We start from the raw sequence: 18,937 nt of genomic DNA on the forward strand, positions 1-18,937 counted from the left end.
CGTGGTCTGAACCTTTCCCTGTGGACAACTGATCCGCAGCCCCCGTCCCTTGTCAGAGCTACTTCCTACCGTGCAGGGCATGCGGTCATCGCCGATGGCCGACGGCATAGAGGGATGCATGTCCGACGACCAGGCTGCGGTTTTCGACGACGACGCAGATGTGGCATGGCGACAGTTCCGCGCGCGGCTCACCGCGAGCGTGGCGAGGCTGCAACGTGACGAGTTCGTCGAACTCAGCCGAGCAGAGAGCACCGGACGACCCCTGCTCATCTTCACCATGACCGGAGCGGGGAGGATGCGATGCACGGTCGGCGACATGGCGCTCACCAATTTCTGGCCATCTCATCAAGCGCCGGAGGCCCGAGCGCAGCGAACGGCTCTCGCCAGGCTCGAATGGCGAAAGCTGCGATCGGGCAGGACTATTCGTGAGACAGGCAAACGCACGGTCGACAGACTGGTGCGCGACGCGGAGACGGCGTTGCGTGAGGTCTGGCAGATCGAGCATCCGTCGGTGCTGAACGTGCACGACCCGTTCAGCCCGGCGGCCAAGAAGCTCCGCGCAGAGAACCGACCCAAGCAACGAATGCTGACCCTCAGCGGCAAGGCATCGCCGGGGGTGATCCCCGACGACGCGCAACATCTGCTGACCATGGCCGCGCAGACGCTGACCGCCACCTGGGGACACCACTGTCCGGCCGACGATGGCGCCATCCGCTTCACCGACGTCGACGGCATCTACACCAAGGTGCTGGTGTCCCCGCACGCCATGCGGTTGGAGTTCTGCACGGTCGTCGGCCACTGCATGCCCGACATGGAGCTCCTTGGCGCCGTCGTCGCCGAGCACTCGTCGCGGTGGCCCGATATCGCCGTCGTCGTGGCGAAAGATCACGTGTTCGCGGTCAGAGCGCTGGAATGCGCCACGTTCTATCCCGCCAACCTGCTGGCCGCGATGGACGGCTGGCGCGAGTTCTGTACGTCCGGCGCCATCGACATCGTCGAACAACTCCACCCCGAGATGGCCGGTGAGTACGGCCCGCCGCACGACCAGATGCCCGCGGGGTTGGTCGCCCTGATCACACGCTGGGTCGCCGACCCGTGCGGCGTCACCCCATCCCGAATCGCCTGTGACACCAAGGCAAACACGCCGATGCTGCGCCGGTATGCGCGTATCTGCGGCGAATGGCTCGAGGAGTTGCCCGACGGGGGGCCCGCCGCCGGCTGCGATGAACCGCGTGATGTGCGGCGATTTGTGCCGGTGCTGCTCGAGGCGATCGGGGTGGCGGCGGAGCTTAACGTGGCGTCGGAGATGAGGCGGGGGAGGTGAGGTGGCCGGTGCGACCGTCAGTGTCTCCGCCGCCGGAAGGTCGCGATCGTGAACGACGATGCGATCCAGGTCAGCGGAATCCACACGTAGCAGGACAACGCATACCAGACACTGACGACAGCGAAACTGGAAACGATGCTCGGGTCCCCGGGAGACCTGTGGGGCAGCACCCCGACCCCCCAGACCACGAACATGAAGGCGCCATAGCTGATCGGAACTGAGATGAGAAGAAGTCGCAGCGAGTACGGGCGCAGGCGCTGCCGACTCGCCGTGCGGCTCTCGCGGTCCGACACGCTATGGAACATGCCTGACCGTATCCCAGCGACCGATGAGCGGGCCTATCGGTCTTCGATCACCCGACCCGTCAAGCCGCACCGGCGCACTCGGGGCAGCGGTGCGGTCGACGGCCACGTGTCCGTCCGCGGTGCCACGTCCGAGAGCATTCCGCGCAGACCAACGTGTCGACGCTGGACTCTGACGCGGGGACCGGCGTTGACTTCGCGTGTCGTGTCGCAGCGCCCGCAGGGCTGCGACGACATTCCCGGCAGACACGTCCACGGCGACTCGCGGTCCACGAATCCCCACACCGCTCGCACACGCATGCCACACCGTGATGGTCGAGCACCCCGACCGGCAGTGGCCGGCCGGTGGCCGTCGCGGCGAGGAAGTCGTCGACCGTGGCGATCGGGATACGAAACTTGTGCGCCGACTTGGCTTTACCGGACAACGTGGCCGCATCCACGGCCACCAGTAGCTGGCATCCCTTCGCCGTGACTGAATCAACCGGTCGTAGTCCGTGACGTGCGGCAATCGCATGCAGCTCTTCGCGCGTCACCTCGGTGCCATCTGCCCGGGTCGCCCCGTCGCCGGTGAAGCACACCGTCAGGTCCGCGTCCAGCTGAAGTGACTCGGTGGCGATCCGATACGAGTTCGTCCGGCCGGTGACCAGATGCGTGTCGAGGTCGAGCAAGGCGGCCACACGCACAAGGCTGTCGAGCTCGTCGTCAGTCACGACACCGTCGTCGAGGGCGGTGTCGACGAGCGACGTGAGGAACTCGCGGTGCGCGCTCGATGTCGCGATCGGTGAGTCCGAGTTCGCCGGCTAGTTCGCGCAACTCGGCGCGTTCATCGTCGGTGAGTTTCAGGTCGGCCAGCGCCTGGTCGAGCAGCACGACGTAGCTCGCGACGTCGGAGGCCGGCCGGATGTCGCGAGCGAGTTCGACCAGGTAGGGCGACGGCTCGTAGACGGCAGACGCCTTGTCACGCACTTGCATTCGGGTGGGTGCGGCTTCCCGCACACCGGTCCGCGCCGGTGTGCCCGCCGCCGGGAACTGATCGGCCACCCTGAGGGTGAGTTCGGCGGTTGCCCGGGCATCGGCGATTGCCCGATGCGCGTTGTCTAGGGCGATGTTGTGGGCGGCGCATGCGGCGGCGAGCTTGCGGCGGGTCACCGACAGAGTGTCCAGCCCGCTACCCCAGTCGATGTCGATCCCGGCGCGGGTCAGTTCGTATCCGACCATCCGGGTGTCGAAAGAAATGTTGTGCGCCACTACGACAGCACCGTCGAGGCGGGTGGCCACAGCGCCAGCGATGTCGGCGAAATTCGGCGCGTCGACAAGCATGGACGCGGTCAGACCGTGAATCCACACCGGTCCGGCATCGCGCTGAGGATTGACGAGCGTCTCGAACTCGTCGCAGATGACGCCCGTGTGATCGACGGTCACGATGGCGATCTCCACGATCCGATCGGAATGGCGCAGCCCGGTGGTCTCCACATCGATGACCGCCACCGTCGATCCGGTACCGATGAGGCCGGCGAGGGTTGAGGCATCCGGCTGATCCTGAGCCGTGATCCTGGTCTGTTCTGGGGTGGCCAGTCCGCCGCTGGGGATGCGGTCAGACTCATCGGTGGGCGACGTGAGGCCGGGATCGGTCGGCAGATCGCGCGCCGGCATCGGAGTCGACGGACCCACTGGCGTGGGGTTGACCGGATGGCGCTGTTCTGCGGGATGCACTGGCTGTCCACTGGCTGCCATCGAACCATCGCCATGCCGCCTGCTGCCACGGGTCGCGGTACCAACCGGGTGCGCTGCTCAGGGTGGCAGTAAAGTCAGTGCCGTCGAACCACCGGAACTGCGCTTGCTGCCAAGGATCGGCGTACCAACCGGGTGCTGTGTGCACGTACTGCCCCTTTCATCCGTCCGCCGGTGACCGTAGTGCGTCCGACCGACATTTCACTTGGGGACGCGCTGAACCGCGGAGTGCAGCGTCAGTGATTGGTCCGTAGTTGGTGCGAATCAGCCGTATCTTGCTGCCGAGAATGCGAGGCTTCGAGGGGGACCGAAGCACGGCGGACGGCTGCCAGCGGTCAGACGGGTACACGTCCTGAGTCGAGGAGCGGACGCGATGTACGAACTGCAACTGACCATCGACGAGTATCACCTGTTCGTCGCCTTGCCCGATTCGCGTGAGGCTCTCGGGAACACGGCTGCGAGAACATATCTCGGCTGGAATAGGTTGCGATACGACCGTGCGCGCGCCGGCCTGCTGGAGAAGCAACTTGTGGTGCGGGCACGCGGCCGCGGCGGGGCCTTGCGTCGCGCACCGGTAACCGACGACTCCGACGTCAGTGTCGACGACGCGGCGTGCTCCGCCACGATCCGCCCACCGGTCGCCGAGGCTGAACTGTACGAACCCATTCTCGCGACCCTGAAGACCGGCTGGTCCGAGGACCGAGGTTTCAACGCCCTGGTGATCGAGGAGACCGCACACCAGGGCCGTCGGCCCACTGGTGGGTACTGGACCCGGCCTGACCTGGTCGCGGTGGGAATGAAGACCTTCAAACACGTCCCGCATCAGCAGTTCGAGATCGTCACGTTCGAGGTCAAACCGATGGCGAAGCTCAATGTGATCGCAGTGTTCGAGGCGTTGGCACATCGTCGCGCATCGACGCACGCGTACGTCCTCATCGAGATGCGCAACGAGCTGACCGACGCGTATGTCGAGACACTCGGCAACGTTCAGCAGGCGGCGACAGAACACGGCGTTGGCGTGATCGTCTTCGATGACCCTGCCGACTACGAAACCTGGGAGGAAGTCGTTGTCGCCGAACGAAGCGAAACGCCGCCGGAGATGCTCAACGACTTCATCGAGACGCAGGTGTCGCAGCCGGGACAGCAGGCGATTGAGACTGCGATCGCTCGAGGAAGGGGCTGGGTGGTGGGGTGACTGGGCGTGCTGAATGCGTGCCTACGGACGAAGCACGGGTAGAACTTCTCTGGCGAACCGCGACCGCGGTGCGCATCCTGCTCGCCTTCAGAGACACCACACTCAGCCCAGATCCACCGCACTCACCCGAACCGCCGTGTCGTTGAGGAAGCCCACCTGCGCCGACAGGTTCGCCTGCACCTCCTGCAAGTACTGCCACTGCGGGTCGGGCGCCGACGGGATCGGCATACCGTAACCGTCGGCCATCAACCGGTGGTGCCGGGCGTGATCGCGCAACACCTTTGCGTACTGATCGAAGTCGACGGCCAGCTCGGCGAGCTGGGCGACGTTGCCCAGCAATTCACGCCAGTTCTGCTCCACCCGCTGCACGCGCTGGTCGATCGCCGCCTGCAACGCGCGTCCGACATCGGAGGTCGATTCGGGCTTCTCCAGCAAGGACCGAATCCACCAGATGCGGTGACACTGATGGCTGATCGTGTAGAGCGACGCATTGATCTGCTCGAGCAGGGTGCCGGTGTAGATGAGGTCGCTGCGCACCACGGGCGAGGCCTGGATGGTCTCCACCAGCAGCACCGCGACGCCAAGCAGTTCGGCTTCGGGACGCAGGAGTGTCGACTCGCCGGCGAGCGCACCGTAGGCGGGGACGCGCTCGGCGCCGTAGGGCCACGGATTGATCGGCGGTGCGGTGGGCCGTTTCTCGTGGTTCGCGCGTCGTTGCAGCCAGTAGATGACACCGCCGAGTACAACCAGCAGCGCCAGGCCCGCCAACGGTTGGCCACCGGCAATGCCAGTCATGAACGCCCAGGCGAGGAACGCGATCACCACCGTGACGATCGGGTGGCGCCGGCACCACTGCCACGGACCCGGAGACTGCGCTACCGGGTTCGGTTGCGGCGTGCGGTTGGACCACGTGAAACGCAGGAACGCGTCACGCGCATTCTCGGGGGCGCAGTGATTCAGCAGTGAGCTCAGGGCCGCCGGATCGGGTGCGGGCCGCAACGCGCTGCGGGCGCCGGCCGACGACATCGCGACCAGGTGGTCGGCCATGCCGACAGGGTTGGTGGGCATCGTGCTGGGTCCTCGGTCAGCCGCCGACGATGTGCGGTGTGGGCGGCGGGAAACTCGGGTTGTCGGGCAGCGGCTGCTCGCCATGCTTGTCGCCGACCTGCTTGACCGTGTCGAGATCGGCGAACTTCGATGATCCCTGCCGCGCGAGCGAGTCGTCGTACCACTCGAACCACGGGTACCCGTGTCGTTGGTACTCGGTGATCGTCGGTGGCGCATGGTGTGGGGGAGTCCCGGTGAGCGTTTGCCACTGCATGCTGTTGATGATGCGCAGGGTGGCGTGCGATTGCGCGCCGATCGCCCAATTTTCCTTCGGCTCGATCGGTACCGCGACCGACTGGGTGATCGACCCGCCGGCGCCCATCCCCATCGCCGAGCCGGGTTCTGGCATCGCGCCATCGGGTGCTGCCATCGGGGCCATGGTCTCGCCGCAGTCGGCCACCGTCTGCTGTAGGGCTTGTCGGGCGGCTCGACGGCGAGCCCACGTTTCGCCTTTCAGAGGTGTCACTTGAATCCGCACTGCCGCGTCGTCGACGCCGGTCAGTTGCTCGGCCGCGGTGTACCCCTTACCGAGCGGCATGGCGACGAACTGGCGCACCGTCGTCTCATCGACGCGGAACCCATCGAGCCAGGGTTGGGTGGGCACCTCGAAGTAGTCCTCGCCGGTGAAGTCCACCTCATCGGTGAAGTCGTCGCCGGTGACAGCGTTGACGCCGCCCACCGACATCCGCACCAGGAACGGATAGTCGCTTGGGGCCGAGAAGCTGAACCACGCCGCCTCGGCCTGCCACATCGGCAGCAGCACATCACCGGGTGACCAGTCGCCGGCCCGGCTGCGGACCTGCCCGACGTCAGTGAGCTGAAAGGAACCGAGCCCCGGCGGCAGGCCGTAGCTGGTGTCGTCGTCGGGAACCCGCAGCGTGCGGTGCACGGTGACGAACAGGCGCGCGTCCGGATGGACGTCGGGGAACCCGAACTCCAGACGGCTCTCGGTCGTGGTGACGGGCATCGGTCCCTCCTCGGTGGTGGCGGTGTGCGGACAGGCTATGACGGGGGTGCGACAGAACCGCGGTGGCGTGACGCCGGCGCGATGTGGCTCAGTCCGACCGCACCCGCCGATCGCTCAAGGTGGTTGCCACACGCTTGCCGAGTAGCTTTGCTACGGGTTAACGGTCGATCTGCTCGAGCGTGACTTCCGCTGTCGGGCTCATCATGCGTTTCAGATCGTCGGCCGACACATCCGGCACCTCCACGGCGACCTGCCGTGCCTCGACTATGTCGATGTTCTCGTGGGTCCACACGAAGTCGGTTGCGCGATGGTGATCTTCGGTGACGAACCAGTTCGCCAGAAAGATCGAACGATTCGGGATGAGCGACCACACCTTGCGTTGATCGACCAGCGCCCGAGCCTCCGGCCGGGTCGCCGCGAGCCAGTCCACGGAGGTGCCCCCAACTCGGGTGAGACGCCAGAACTCCCAGCCGTCCTCGGCCATGTGGGTTCTCCTTTGTGGTGGTCCGCGCCGAGTATGCGGGTGAGTCGTGGTTGTCGAGGTAGCCGGGAAGTCGTTGCTAGAGAGAGGTATTCGATAGCAACGACGACCCGACGGCGCCGGTCATACACCCAGCTGGTCGGCAGCGTACGTCGCCTGCTCGAGCGTGAACTGGTCGCCGGCATCCGACGTCAACTGCTGGATCAGCCCCGAGCGCGACATCCCCATCATGTCCAGGTACGTCTGACCCGCCTGCACGGCTTCCTCATTCCAGTCCACATCACCCTGCTGCTCGATGTGGTTGACCGCGACAGTGGCATCCTGCACCGAGAACCCATCTCCGGCATCGGAACTGAGCTGACGGATCAGACCCTGCTTGGACATGCCCATCATGTCGAGGTAGGTCTCGCCGGCGCGTACCGCGTTGCGCTGGCTGCTGGTCAGGGTCGGAGCCGCCGGCGCCTCCTCGGGGGCCGGGGAGGGGGCTTCGGTGGCCGTGGTGTCGACCACCTGGGCTGCCGGTGCCGGTGCCTGCGCGACGGTGGCCTGCTCGGCGGCCGCCTGCTCGACCGGCGTGGGCGCGGACACGCTGCCCGGCGCGGCGTTCACCTCCTTCGTCTCGGTGTCCGAGCCGCCCATCGCCGCGCCGATGCCGCCGAGGATGACGAAGGCGGCGACACCGCCGACGACGATCTTCCTGCGCCGACTCCACCCCTTCTTGCCGTTGGGCGGGTGGCCCGCAGGCGCTGCGGGCTGGGCCCACGGCGCGGTGGGCATGTCGTTGTTGTGCTGAGTCATCGTTGACCTTTCGTATCTTGGGTGTGCTGATCGGCAAGCGGTACATGCGTCAGTAGTTGGTCGTGGCGACCGGGTCGTCGATGATCTGAATTCCGCTATGCACGAACACAACATCGCTCATGCTGTGCCGACCCACCACGCTGCTGCGAATGCGGGTCGAGCGCCGAAGTACTCGCGGTTCTGAGAGCGTGAATTCCGATCTCTGACGAACTGAGTGAGAGAGTAGAACCGAGGTCTGACAACTTTTCGCCGCCAGTTTGTTCGCAGTCTCCGCGAGCGGCCACGATGAGCACCGAGATGGCCGCGGTCTGCTGCGGATCTGTTCCGGGCACACGATTCGCTCTTCGATAAGTCAGGAGTTCGACACGTAGGAGTGCACGCCGGCACCGAGCGCCGACCTCTCGGCTCGCGGCACATGCCCGTCGTGCGGCGACTTACACTTACGCCTTGTTGCCGGCGGCGCGGGCCACAGTCCCAACAGGAACGCCGTCAGCCGGTATACCAATCGAAGTCGAAACGTCCCAGCACTCCAATATCTCTGCGACCCAACCAGACCGGCGTGCTCTCCGGCTGAGTCGCAAAGAGCCCGTGCGCCGCGGAGACCACCCGGTCGAACTGGCTTGGCCAGTTGATATCGGCGGCAAGCGCGTCGAGGACAGACCGGCCACGATCGAGCGCCCGGTCGACAAGCGTGGGGGAGGGCAGCAGGTCGGACTTATTGGAGTTGCAGGACGGGCAGGCCAACACGAGGTTGGCCAGTCCGTCGATGCCGACCCGCGCCCACGGCAGTACGTGATCGACGTGTCGGGTGGTGGTCAATCGTGCGGCACAGTAGAAACAGTGCGGTCCGAACTCGTTCGCCAAGACGTCGCCGGCCTTGAGCAGCGAGACGCGGTCGGCACCAAAGAGATGGTCGGCGATGTCGGGACCGTCGGCCAACAGCGTCTTGTTCATGCGGCGCACGTCGTCGACCCAGGACAGCTGGAAAGCGGGCTTCAACAACGGCGCGAGGCGGGCCAGCGTCGTGCAGACACCGGGGAACAGTTGCAGCTTGTTGCCATGATCGGCGATGGCTCGCTCCGACGCGGTTCCCATCCAGGAGTCGTCATAGAGGAAGCGCTCGTGTTCGGTGGCGGTGGTGACGTTCTGCAGGAGCTTGAGCGGATACCGGACGAGCGTGCGCTTCACAGTCGTGTGCGCGGCGACGTATGCGACGGACCCCTCGGCGACCACCAGGTCGATCGTCGGGGTGCGATGTGCGCGGGTGAGTTCGTCCCGCAGGTCGGCGACGGTGGTGAAGATGACGCCTCGACCGTCGGTGGATTGCCGTAGCCGATGGCCGTCGAGGGGTCGCAGCTGACGCCAGTACAGCTCGATGACCCGGGTGGTCAGCCGATCGAGGTCGATGTCGACGGCAGCGTAGGGATCGGCGGGGACGGACTCGACGCTGAGGTCAAGCAACGCCATGAGGACCGCGAGCTTGTAGGTGGCGGTGCGGCGTCCGCCGTCGAGGAGGGCGACGAGCTTCTGGCCCAGATCGAGGGGGTCAGAAGGTTTGTATGGCATTAAGGCAGCGTAGGTCTAACACGATTGGGGTGATGCCCAGCGACGACACTGGGCGTGCAAGGCGGCGGTCGCCAGGAACTGAGTCTCCTCCCGCGCCGACCGCGCTCATTCTCCGAGTCCGGAGGTGGTGCATTTGTAGCCAATCGGTACCAGATGCTGCTGAGAAGGGTCGCTGCTCATGCTAGAGACCTATGACTGCCTGGCGATAGCCGCCTTCTTCGCTGCCTTGAACTCATCGTCATCGAGCACTCCCTGCTGGTGCATCTCGGCCAATCTCGTCAGCTCGTCCGCTAGTCCGGCATCGGCAGCGGGAGCAGGGGCTGGAGACGGGTCGGCAGGAGCATGGTGAACGACCACCTGGGGCCGTTTGGCGTCCATGATCTTTCGATGAAGCTCGTTCAATGTTGGCTGCGCTTCGCGATAGATGTGCTTCGCCAACGGGAGGCAGTTCGAAAGCGTCCAAGGGTCGTCGCTCGCCTTGTTGCGAGCCTTGTTGGTGGAACGCCAGTAGTAGTGGTTGCCGGTGCCTTGGTAGCTCGGAGTCAAGACCTCGAGCACACCATTGGCGAAGCCGCCGTTGTACTCGATGTTGGTGATATCTGAATAGGGGAAGGTCGTCTCCCGTCCGCCGCCGAACGAACCGGCCATCAGGCTAGTCATTCCGCCGGTCTTGCTGATCAACAGCCTGTCCTCGAACGCGACGAGCCGACCGGCGCTGCCCGAATTGATGATGAACCAAGGCAATTCGCCGGGGTGAGCGTGACCCCTGATGTCGTTCCACCATTTGTCTTTCAGCGCGCCGCCAAAGACCTTGACTGATTCACGCTTGCTCAGGTAGTCGTGTTCGGCCAACTGTGCTGCAACTTCGGACTTGTGGCGCTGGTCAATTGCGTGAGCCACCGCGGGGTCTACGCCATTCCTCCACAGGTAGTCGATGAAGTAGTGCGCAAAGCCCACTTCGTCCTTGTGTAGGTTTCCAAAATTCACTTCGCCCTGGTCGGTCATGACGCGCATGCTGGTGCTCCCGGCCTTGACCGGGAAGTCAACGCCTCGGATCTGGTGGGCCATAACCTCCAGTACGATGCGCTTGTCGGTGCTCTCTCCATTGTGCCAGAAGCCGATGATCCGCGCGTTTGTGATCGCGGCGCCGCTCGTTACCGGCTTCATCCGCCCGGCCGATACCAGTGCCCAGATGGTCTCGCCGTTGAGCAAATCTGGTGCGAGTGCGGCGCACCACTTTGCGCCGTTCTTCTCCTTGACCTTGGGACTCAACTGGGTCATTCTCGCCAACTTCCATCTCGAAACCAGTTGGCGCCATCTTCACATGCGAGTCGGACAAGGATCCCCAATTCGCGGTAGATCGGAACTCTTGTTGTAACTCGATTTGCTGGACCCGAGGTGCACTTGCCCAGGTCGGTGTGATGGATACACGATGAACAACTTTCGTGCTGAGGACGGGCGAGGCCGAACTCAGAGAGTTCCCGCGTGAACCTACGCCTGGTGTTGGGCAGTCAACGTCAGCAGGGGCTCTGCTCGCCGATCTTAACGACCGAGAGAACCGCTTCGCCCTCGGTGAACGGAGCTCCTGGCGCCGGCGTTTGCGCTACGACGATCCAATTGCGATCCAGGACCTGGGACCGCCCTTCTCCCGTCGCGTCTTCGCTTCGAGAGAAGAACACACCAGCGCTCTGAATTCTGTCCTGTGCGGCTTGCAGATTCATGCACACGACATCGGGCATCAGTGCCGGTTCGGCAATCGTTGTGGTCGCGGCCGGTGGCTCTGGGGCGGTGGTGTCCGCCGTCGTTGCTGTGGTGGTATCCGTGGTGATCTGTGCGGTCTCTTGTGTCTGTGTAGCGCTAGTAGTGGATACCGGATCGTCATCGGCGCCGCACGCTGTCAACGTAACGAGGAGCGCGCAGATGTACGCAACCGCAAATGGATGGGACTTTCGCATTGATTTATCCTGCCGATAGGAATTCAGCACAGTATTGACTGACTCTAACGATGTGCAGCGGTGGGTATCGGGGAACTGTGAATGCGGAATGGTTTTCATTCAAATGTTCTACAGCGCGCTACTTCAGGCCACTGCCGCACTCAAAATATTCTCTCTACTCGGGCTGTGGAGCTGTCGACTTCGGCGCCGGCCCGGTTTGGCTTTAAGCGGGCCAGCGGAAGTCGTGCGCGGCGTCGGGCCCTTAACGATCCAAGTGCATCAAGTCGAAGACGCCGACGAGGGAGGGTCCGAAATCTGAAGTTTCTGGGGACAGAGGATCTCTAGTTCGTGGTCAGCTCAACGCCACATTGTGTGTGCTATGGCAGGGTTGGAGCATCGATGCCGGTGTCTTGATATAGGCACGTGAGCCCCGAGTTGTACTTGTTCTTCGCCGGCTGATAAATCTGAGAAAAACGGGTCAATGAACTTTGCGCCGCGGCGCCCTCCGCTGTCTGCAGAGTGTCAGCGGCCTGTTGGAACGAGCGAATGGCCTCCTGCGTCCGATCAGCACACTCGTTGACTGACTCCGGTGTAGCTTCCAATGTTTCCCAGTACACACGTAAGGACGCGTCTATGTCTGCAAGTGTGGCACTGTCACTGATTGTGACGACGCCCTTGGCGCGAATTGAGTCAGCAAGGCTTGGCAGTTCGGCGATCGCGTTCAAACTGTTGCGCGACATCGGATCGTTCTGTTCTACGAATTCTGTGACCGCTGCTCGGTCCTTCTTGTTCTGGACGATCCGCTCCGCTTGTTCCTGTCGTTGTTCCGCGGCCCGTTCTTTGTCCTGTTCTCTAAGTTCTATGGCGACCGGTGAGCCAGCAGGGAGGTCCTGTCGCACACCCTCGTCCTCCGGTTTGGCGATCGATAATTGGATTGTCGTGCCAAGTTCGGCAGAATCGCCTGCCGCGGGAGACTGCTTGACGACCACCCAGTTGGCATCCCATGCAGGGGTTCGATCAGAGACTGCATCGTCGTCGGCGAACTTCTCGAACCCGGCGTCCTCCAACCGGTTGTGCGCATCGTCGAGTCGGTAACCGGTCACGTCTGGTACTGGCCGTGACTCGGCACCACAAGCTGTGAGCCAGGCACCGGCCACGATGAGAAGGAGTACGAATATGCCTTGCCTTCGCCAAGAAGAGGACTTCCCGATGGTCATGTGTTGATTCAAGCATGAAGCAAACAACGATCAGTCGTGCTCCGTACTTTGCGGAAAGCAAACGTCCCGGCCCGAGATCGCGGATTCAACCAGACCGCGTAATCGTCGCGCCGTTCCGAAACGCGCTGTCGGCTCCGAGCGATAGCCTGACAACCGCCCTACGACGAGGAGCTGCTCAATGTCGAGTCTCGCCTGGCTGGACACGTCCACCGACGACGAGCGCCGCATGCGCGAGATCGTCAAGATGTTCAGCGACACCACCACCCTGGACGATCTGGGGATCGGGCAGGTGCGTGACGGACTCGCCGACCTCATGTTTCCCGGCACCTCGACCATCCACACGCGGCCCCGCTACTTCCTGATCATCGCGTGGATCTTCGAACGCGCCGCGGCCCGCCACACCGGAACGATGGTCACTTCCAAGGCCAACGATGAGGAACGCAAGCTGATCGAAGTCCTGCGGCACCCGACCCCGGCGCGCGGGATGATCGGCTCGCGCGCCGGAAAGACCGTCCTAAATCTCCCATCCAGCATCTATTGGGCGGCACTCCAGCGCTATCAAATCCTTCTGAATCCGAAGGCGCTGACCTGGGACGTCGGAGTGCCCCCGCCCGACGGCTTCCCCAAACAGCTCGACGACGGTCTCGACCTCACCCACGACGAAGCTGAATGGCTCCGCGAACGCATCATGGTCGCCGCCCCCGGAACCTACCTGGCACACCTACTGGCCAACGGCCTCGACACCGACCCTGACGACGCCGACGCGCCGTGGTTACACCCCGCGCTCGCCAACGCCTCGGCGGAACTCCGTGGGACCGTCGAGCACGCACGACTCTTCTCCCTGGCCATCAACGGCGCCGCGCTCATCTACAACCTGCTGATCGCCGAACGCTTTGACACATTCAGCGCCGACGACGACAGCCGCGCCGACGAGTATCGCGAGCGACTCAGCGAGTGGGCCGACGACGTGGAGACGAACCGAGCAGAACTGACCAGCTGGAACCTCGACGACTTCTGGGCCACGGTGCTCCGCGGTCGCAACACCCCGGTCTCACCGGCGACCACGATCTTCATCAACACTTGGATCGCCGAAGTCCGAACCCGAGACCCACACACTATGTCCAGCGACACGACCATCCGACGCATGATCAGTGAACGCGAACGCAAGAACAAGGGCGAACACTCACGCCTGAGCAACGACCGGCAGATCAAGAACTGGGGTGGCTCGTCAGGATCGGCGCGCCTCAACTTCCGGTGGCCCATCGTGCAGACCATGCTCGCCGACATTCGGGAGGGACTCGCGGATGCTCCCGCCTGACAGCCGAACCACCCTGCTCAAACAGCTAGTCCCGCCACCCGGGTTTACTTTCGATCACCTCGTCGCCACCACCTTCACCCTCGACCTCGAGAGCGCGCTCCTGCCGAGTCTGGCGCTCGCCGGCAGCGCGAATGTCGACGGCGCCGACCGTGTAGAGACTATGGCGGCCATCCGAGCGAGCATCGCGAAGATCGACATCTTCCACCAAGGCGGGCAGATCGCCGTTCCGCGAGATCGCGCGCCGCTCTTCTCACTGCTCGAAGACTCGATCCATGCGATCGTCCGGCCCCGCGGACTGTTCCACCCCAAGATCTGGCTCGGCGTCTACAGCAACGACGACGGCGAACAATCGGTTCGGCTCATCGTGCTCAGTCGCAACCTCACCAAAGACCGGTCCTGGGACGTGGCTCTCTCCCTCGACGGATGGATCGTCAGCTCACCGAGCGCAAGCAACAAGCCCATCGCCGGCCTGCTGCGTTACGTGGCCGCCGCCGCCGGCCGGAGCCTAACAGCCCAGCGACGGGACCGGATGACGGACCTCGCTGACACGATCCGCTATGCCGAGTGGGATCTCCCGCCGGACGCCAACGATCTGACCTTCCACGTGTTCGGCCTGCCCGGAAAAGCCGCCCCGAAGCCAGATTTCAGCGGCTACCGCCACCTCCTGGTTTCGCCGTTCGTTCAGGACAAGGGCATGGAACGTCTCGCCGCAGCTGCGCGTGACTCGTTGACGGTGGTGTCACGGCAGGAATCGCTCGACTGCCTCAGTAGCGAATGGGCCGACTGGATCAGTCAGGCCTACGTCCTCAGCCCGACAGCTGGAATACCCGACGACGACGATGACGCGGCGCGCCGCGGATCGTTGTTCACCGGGCTCCACGCGAAGCTCTACGCCATCGAACGGGCCAAGCTCGCGCACATCTTCGTCGGCTCGGCCAACGCCACCCGCGCCGCATTCGACGACAACGCCGAAATCCTGGTCGAACTCACCGGCAAGGTGAAGACCTACGGTGTCGACGCACTGATCGGGACCGACGGGTTCGCATCCATTCTCGAAGCGACCGACATCGAACCGGGGGCCGAACCCGAGGACGATCCGCAGTTCGCGCTGGACTCCTACCTCCGGACAGTCGCGGCCATCCCGTTGACCGCACATCTCACTGTCGATGCGAATGACGAAGCGCAGCTGACGATCACCAGCGACGAGAACCTGCCACCGGCGACTGACGATGTCGCAGTCAGCCTTTCGCTGCTGACCGATGCTTCAACCGCCACGCCGCTCACACCCGCGACCCGCGTCGACGTCACCTACTCGGGTCTACGGCTCAGCGACGTCACCGCGTTCATGGTCATCACCGCGGACGACGGCCACGGCACCCGCAGCGCCACCGTTGTCAAGGCACATCTCATCGGCGACATCGGCCGCCGGCTCGACCACATCATCATCAACGAGATCAACAACCCCGACGCCTTCCGCCGGCTGTTGTCGCTGTTGCTCGCCTTCGGCAGTCCCGCCGACGATGATGCTGGTGTCGGTGGCAGCGGTGCCGGCCTGAACGGCCGATGGTCGCAGCTCGAGCAAGGCTTGTTCGAGCAGATATTGAAAGCGTCTGTGGCCCAGCGCGATGTACTCGACCAACTTGCCGGAGTCGTCACATCGATCATCGACAACGGCGACCGCCACGGCGTGCTACCCGAAGGCTTCGAACACCTGTGGAACGCGATCTCGACGGCGACCGAAGTGAAGAGTGGTGCCAGTGTCTGATTCACGGTTCTCGGCCGAGCCCTACCTCGCCGAGCTGCGACCCTTTCAACGCGCCAGCGTCGACCAAGTCGTCAACGTGCTCTACCGGCAGAAGACCGGAACCCGCTACCTGGTGGCCGACGAGACGGGTCTCGGCAAGAGCATGATTGCGCGCGGTGTCATCGCCGCCGCCATCGAAGACCTCCAAGACGACGACGAGGTCGGACGCATCGACATCGTCTACATCTGCTCCAATGCCGACGTTGCGCGCCAGAACGTCAAACGCCTCGACATCCTGGGCACCAAGGTCAACCTGTCGACCCGACTGAGCATGCTGGCCACCGCGTCGCACCAGCTCAACACTCCAGTGACGTCAGTCGGTAAGCCAGTGAACCTCGTCTCGCTCACCCCACGAACATCATTCCCCGACAGGGGATGGCGCACTGGAATGAGCGATGAGCGAGCGCTGCTGTTTCTGATCTTGCGTGACGAACTACAGCTGCGCGGGGCGCGTGCCACTGCCGCCTACCGTGTCCTCCGCGGAACCATGGAGTGGGGTCGATTCAAAGAACAAACGCAGAAGTTCGAGCGGGCGCTGGCAGACAGGGCATCGGGCGGTGCACCACCGCTGGATCAGACCGTGGTCGCCAAGTTTACCGAGCTCATCCGGGAAGCTGGATCGGACGGCACCTCACTTCTGGACGCCTTCATCGACTTGGTCGATGAGACGGTGGGCCGATCCGGTGTTCCCGGCGGTTTTTCGGCCGGCGCGAACATGGTGATTGCCCTGCGTCGAACGCTGGCACGTGCCGGTGTGGAGGCACTCGAGCCCGATCTGATCATCTTGGATGAGTTTCAACGGTTCACCGACCTCCTCGCCGACGACCAACCGGTGAGCGAGCTTGCCCAGGAGATGTTCAACTACTCGGCTGCCCGCGTCCTGCTGCTGTCGGCGACTCCCTACAAGCCGTTCGACATCGATGACGAAGTCGATGGAGGCGCCGCAGCAATGAGGGGAAGCGATGGGACTCACCGCGAACAGTTCATGGGTACCCTCGACTTCCTTGCCAAGGGTCGCGCCGAACCGGGGGAAGGCACTCGCGGAATCGCAAAGCTGCTGAATGAGTTCCGCGATGCTGTCACGCGCGGGCACGATCCGACCGAGCTGCGGGATCGTCTGCGCGCGGAGCTTCTCACCGTGATGTGCCGAACCGAACGGCCCTCTACCGCGAAGTCGTCCATGGTCAAGGAGCGACGAGCTCCGGCATCGGCTGTCACCAGCGACGACATCAGTCAGTTCATCGCACTGACAGAACTTGCAGACCACGTCGGCACACACCTGCCGATGGATGTGTGGAAGTCGGTGCCTGCACTGGTCCACTTCATGGACGCCTACCAGTTGGGGCGGTTCGTGGACCGGGACGCCGACGACCCCGAGGTGCAGCGAATGCTGAACGGTCTGCAGCGGTTGAACCCACAAGCAGTGGAGACATATCAGGAACTGCCCCAACAGAATCCGAGGCTCCAGACCCTGATCGACCAGACCACCGGGAAGAACTGGCAGCAGACGCTGTGGATGCCGCCGTCGCTGCCGTATCTCAAGCCGTCTGGTCCATATGCGAGCTTCCAAGCGCAGACGATGACCAAGAAGTTGGTGTTTTCGCAATGGTCGGCGACCCCGGCATCCGTCGCCTCCCTGCTGAGCCACGACGCAAGCCGCCGCATCGCGCGTAGTGAGACAGCCGCGCCACGCAACATCACGACGAACGAGAATGTCTCGCCACGTCTTCAGTTCCGGAGGAGTGGCGGTGATCTGTCGGCGATGGCGTCGTTCATGATCTTCTTCCCGCTGCCTGGACTCGCTGACGAAGCCGACCCGCTCGCGCTAGCCGGACCGGCCGGCGACGCCGTTGACCGTGAGGTCGCTGAAACACAGCTGGCACGCCAACTTGCGTCCCGCCTCCCCGCCGACGCGCGAGAGTCCACAGCGAGCGAGACTGCGCCCCTGCTGTGGCGGTGGCCGCTCGTGATCAGTGATGGAGTGCTCGACGAGGCGCTATCAGGGACGGTTGCAGGGCTAACGCCGACTCAGGCGATGGCCGGCCGCGTTCGAGATCCCGACGACCCTGACGCTCCGCATCATGAGGACCAGACATCGGTCCTGTCGGACTACGTCGCCCAGGCCATTGCGGTGCATCGGGGCGAACAGCCCCTCGACCTGTCGACGATCCCGCAGGACCTCGCAGTCCGCACCGCCCGGCTAGCCATGCATTCACCGGCGAACTGTGCCTGGCGTGCGCTCGGAAGGCTGTCGGTAGATACCTCTCAGGTGACGGTCGGTGGCCGGTGGCGCGCGGCGGCGGTCCTCGCCTCAGGTTTGCGAACTCTGTTCAACCGCTGGGAGTCGTCACTGATACTCGACGACCTCTATCGAGACGAGTCCCCATACTGGCAGAAAGTGTTGCGCTACTGCGCAGATGGCAATCTGCAGGCGCTTCTCGACGAGTACCTCTATCACCTCGCCGCTGTCGAGGGCGACAGCACGATGTCAGACGAGTCGCTCGTGAGGTTCGCGTTCCACGCCGCGCAGCCACTCAAGCTCAGCACCGCAATCTATAAAGGCAAGGACCCGCTCGGTGGCGACGACATCGACTTCCGCTGCCGCTTCGCGATGCGCTACGGCGACACCAAGCAAGACGATCAGGCGGTGCGCTCCACCGACATCCGTGAAGCGTTCAACTCGCCGTTCTGGCCGTTCGTGCTCGTGTCCACGAGTGTCGGGCAGGAGGGCATCGACTTCCATCCGTGGTGCCACAACCTCGTGCACTGGAATGTGCCGGGCAACCCGGTCGACTTTGAGCAGCGCGACGGCCGTGTGAATCGATTCCGCGGGCACGCGGTGCGGCGGAACATCGCGCAGAAGCACGGTGGCGAGATGCTGCAGTCGGCGAATCCGTGGGGCGAGGCGTACGAGCTGGCGGGGATCGATGCGCCGCATCCGGACGTTCCGGGACTCGCACCGGACTGGGTGTATCCGGGTCCGCACAAGGTGTTTCGGGATCTGCTTCCGTATCAGCTGAGTACGGATGAGGCGCGGATCGAGCGGGTGAAGAAGCGGGTTGCGTACTACCGGCTGGCGTTTGGGCAGGCGCGGCAGGAGGATTTGATCTCCGTTGTTTCGATGGCCGGAGTGAAGGAAGACTATGCGTCAGAGTGGCGCGTTGACCTGCGTCCGGAGACCGGAAGGGTTTGA

Annotated in this window: 17 protein-coding genes; 5 read left to right on the forward strand and 12 right to left on the reverse strand. The window is 63.9% G+C overall.

Going from position 1 to position 18,937, the window contains the following annotated elements; all coding sequences use genetic code 11:
* The first annotated feature begins 79 nt into the window (after positions 1–79).
* Positions 80–1,324 carry a TY-Chap domain-containing protein gene (locus L1892_RS00990; protein ID WP_235721579.1) on the forward strand — a complete coding sequence of 415 codons (1,245 nt, stop codon included), beginning with the start codon at positions 80–82 and terminating at the stop codon, positions 1,322–1,324.
* Positions 1,325–1,341: 17 nt separating this feature from the next.
* Here L1892_RS00990 and L1892_RS00995 read toward each other — a convergent pair whose 3' ends face one another.
* The 4 genes from L1892_RS00995 to L1892_RS24985 form a co-directional block, all read right to left on the reverse strand.
* On the reverse strand, positions 1,342–1,617 hold the full coding sequence (locus L1892_RS00995) for a hypothetical protein (RefSeq protein WP_235721580.1): 276 nt from the start codon (positions 1,615–1,617) through the stop codon (positions 1,342–1,344).
* A gap of 71 nt (positions 1,618–1,688) precedes the next feature.
* Positions 1,689–2,336, reverse strand: coding sequence for a BRCT domain-containing protein (locus tag L1892_RS01000; protein ID WP_235721581.1), 648 nt, complete (start codon positions 2,334–2,336; stop codon positions 1,689–1,691).
* Positions 2,329–3,279 (reverse strand): 3'-5' exonuclease, encoded by a 951-nt coding sequence (locus tag L1892_RS01005; protein WP_372474930.1) that lies wholly within the window; start codon positions 3,277–3,279, stop codon positions 2,329–2,331. Before L1892_RS01005 ends, L1892_RS01000 begins: the two co-directional genes overlap by 8 nt.
* Entirely contained in the window at positions 3,227–3,505 is a 279-nt protein-coding gene (locus L1892_RS24985) for a DUF2510 domain-containing protein (RefSeq protein ID WP_372474931.1), read from the reverse strand. Before L1892_RS24985 ends, L1892_RS01005 begins: the two co-directional genes overlap by 53 nt.
* 225 nt (positions 3,506–3,730) lie before the next feature.
* Between L1892_RS24985 and L1892_RS01010 the strand changes: the two genes are divergently transcribed.
* On the forward strand, positions 3,731–4,552 hold the full coding sequence (locus L1892_RS01010; RefSeq protein ID WP_235721583.1) for a hypothetical protein: 822 nt from the start codon (positions 3,731–3,733) through the stop codon (positions 4,550–4,552).
* A gap of 102 nt (positions 4,553–4,654) precedes the next feature.
* Here the strand turns inward: L1892_RS01010 and L1892_RS01015 are convergent, their stop codons facing one another.
* The 8 genes from L1892_RS01015 to L1892_RS01050 form a co-directional block, all read right to left on the reverse strand.
* Complete coding sequence (locus tag L1892_RS01015; RefSeq protein WP_235721584.1) at positions 4,655–5,620, reverse strand: hypothetical protein; 966 nt, start codon at positions 5,618–5,620, stop codon at positions 4,655–4,657.
* 16 nt (positions 5,621–5,636) lie between these two features.
* Positions 5,637–6,626 carry a hypothetical protein gene (locus L1892_RS01020; RefSeq protein ID WP_235721585.1) on the reverse strand — a complete coding sequence of 330 codons (990 nt, stop codon included), beginning with the start codon at positions 6,624–6,626 and terminating at the stop codon, positions 5,637–5,639.
* Between the two features lie 157 nt (positions 6,627–6,783).
* Positions 6,784–7,110 carry a hypothetical protein gene (locus L1892_RS01025; RefSeq protein WP_235721586.1) on the reverse strand — a complete coding sequence of 109 codons (327 nt, stop codon included), beginning with the start codon at positions 7,108–7,110 and terminating at the stop codon, positions 6,784–6,786.
* A 120-nt stretch (positions 7,111–7,230) separates the two neighbouring features.
* Positions 7,231–7,905: an Ltp family lipoprotein gene (locus L1892_RS01030; RefSeq protein ID WP_235721587.1), complete on the reverse strand. Its 675-nt coding sequence runs from the start codon at positions 7,903–7,905 to the stop codon at positions 7,231–7,233.
* Between the two features lie 489 nt (positions 7,906–8,394).
* Complete coding sequence (locus L1892_RS01035) at positions 8,395–9,471, reverse strand: HNH endonuclease (RefSeq protein ID WP_235721588.1); 1,077 nt, start codon at positions 9,469–9,471, stop codon at positions 8,395–8,397.
* A 189-nt stretch (positions 9,472–9,660) separates the two neighbouring features.
* On the reverse strand, positions 9,661–10,752 hold the full coding sequence (locus L1892_RS01040; protein WP_235721589.1) for an SHOCT domain-containing protein: 1,092 nt from the start codon (positions 10,750–10,752) through the stop codon (positions 9,661–9,663).
* A 236-nt stretch (positions 10,753–10,988) separates the two neighbouring features.
* Positions 10,989–11,525 carry a PASTA domain-containing protein gene (locus L1892_RS01045; RefSeq protein WP_235721590.1) on the reverse strand — a complete coding sequence of 179 codons (537 nt, stop codon included), beginning with the start codon at positions 11,523–11,525 and terminating at the stop codon, positions 10,989–10,991.
* A gap of 257 nt (positions 11,526–11,782) precedes the next feature.
* On the reverse strand, positions 11,783–12,622 hold the full coding sequence (locus L1892_RS01050) for a PASTA domain-containing protein (RefSeq protein WP_235721591.1): 840 nt from the start codon (positions 12,620–12,622) through the stop codon (positions 11,783–11,785).
* A gap of 178 nt (positions 12,623–12,800) precedes the next feature.
* Between L1892_RS01050 and L1892_RS01055 the strand changes: the two genes are divergently transcribed.
* From L1892_RS01055 to L1892_RS01065, 3 genes are read left to right on the forward strand one after another with little or no spacing between them, the layout of a single operon-like run.
* On the forward strand, positions 12,801–13,940 hold the full coding sequence (locus tag L1892_RS01055; RefSeq protein ID WP_235721592.1) for a DUF6361 family protein: 1,140 nt from the start codon (positions 12,801–12,803) through the stop codon (positions 13,938–13,940).
* On the forward strand, positions 13,927–15,705 hold the full coding sequence (locus L1892_RS01060; protein ID WP_235721593.1) for a phospholipase D family protein: 1,779 nt from the start codon (positions 13,927–13,929) through the stop codon (positions 15,703–15,705). Before L1892_RS01055 ends, L1892_RS01060 begins: the two co-directional genes overlap by 14 nt.
* A complete protein-coding gene (locus L1892_RS01065) occupies positions 15,698–18,937 on the forward strand; it encodes a C-terminal helicase domain-containing protein (RefSeq protein ID WP_235721594.1) in 3,240 nt (1,079 codons plus the stop codon). Before L1892_RS01060 ends, L1892_RS01065 begins: the two co-directional genes overlap by 8 nt.

This window comes from Gordonia tangerina (assembly GCF_021556435.1).
GTDB classification, from domain to species: Bacteria; Actinomycetota; Actinomycetes; order Mycobacteriales; family Mycobacteriaceae; genus Gordonia; species Gordonia tangerina.

What these genes read in the sequence shown, in the direction of transcription:
- L1892_RS01010 (WP_235721583.1), top strand. Translation starts at nt 3,731, where the DNA reads ATGTACGAACTGCAACTGACCATCGACGAGTATCACCTGTTCGTCGCC.
- L1892_RS01020 (WP_235721585.1), bottom strand. Translation starts at nt 6,626, where the DNA reads ATGCCCGTCACCACGACCGAGAGCCGTCTGGAGTTCGGGTTCCCCGAC.
- L1892_RS00990 (WP_235721579.1), top strand. Translation starts at nt 80, where the DNA reads ATGCGGTCATCGCCGATGGCCGACGGCATAGAGGGATGCATGTCCGAC.
- L1892_RS01045 (WP_235721590.1), bottom strand. Translation starts at nt 11,525, where the DNA reads ATGAAAACCATTCCGCATTCACAGTTCCCCGATACCCACCGCTGCACA.
- L1892_RS01040 (WP_235721589.1), bottom strand. Translation starts at nt 10,752, where the DNA reads ATGACCCAGTTGAGTCCCAAGGTCAAGGAGAAGAACGGCGCAAAGTGG.
- L1892_RS01035 (WP_235721588.1), bottom strand. Translation starts at nt 9,471, where the DNA reads ATGCCATACAAACCTTCTGACCCCCTCGATCTGGGCCAGAAGCTCGTC.
- L1892_RS01005 (WP_372474930.1), bottom strand. Translation starts at nt 3,279, where the DNA reads ATGCCGGCGCGCGATCTGCCGACCGATCCCGGCCTCACGTCGCCCACC.
- L1892_RS01015 (WP_235721584.1), bottom strand. Translation starts at nt 5,620, where the DNA reads ATGCCCACCAACCCTGTCGGCATGGCCGACCACCTGGTCGCGATGTCG.
- L1892_RS01030 (WP_235721587.1), bottom strand. Translation starts at nt 7,905, where the DNA reads ATGACTCAGCACAACAACGACATGCCCACCGCGCCGTGGGCCCAGCCC.
- L1892_RS01055 (WP_235721592.1), top strand. Translation starts at nt 12,801, where the DNA reads ATGTCGAGTCTCGCCTGGCTGGACACGTCCACCGACGACGAGCGCCGC.
- L1892_RS01050 (WP_235721591.1), bottom strand. Translation starts at nt 12,622, where the DNA reads ATGACCATCGGGAAGTCCTCTTCTTGGCGAAGGCAAGGCATATTCGTA.
- L1892_RS01060 (WP_235721593.1), top strand. Translation starts at nt 13,927, where the DNA reads ATGCTCCCGCCTGACAGCCGAACCACCCTGCTCAAACAGCTAGTCCCG.
- L1892_RS01025 (WP_235721586.1), bottom strand. Translation starts at nt 7,110, where the DNA reads ATGGCCGAGGACGGCTGGGAGTTCTGGCGTCTCACCCGAGTTGGGGGC.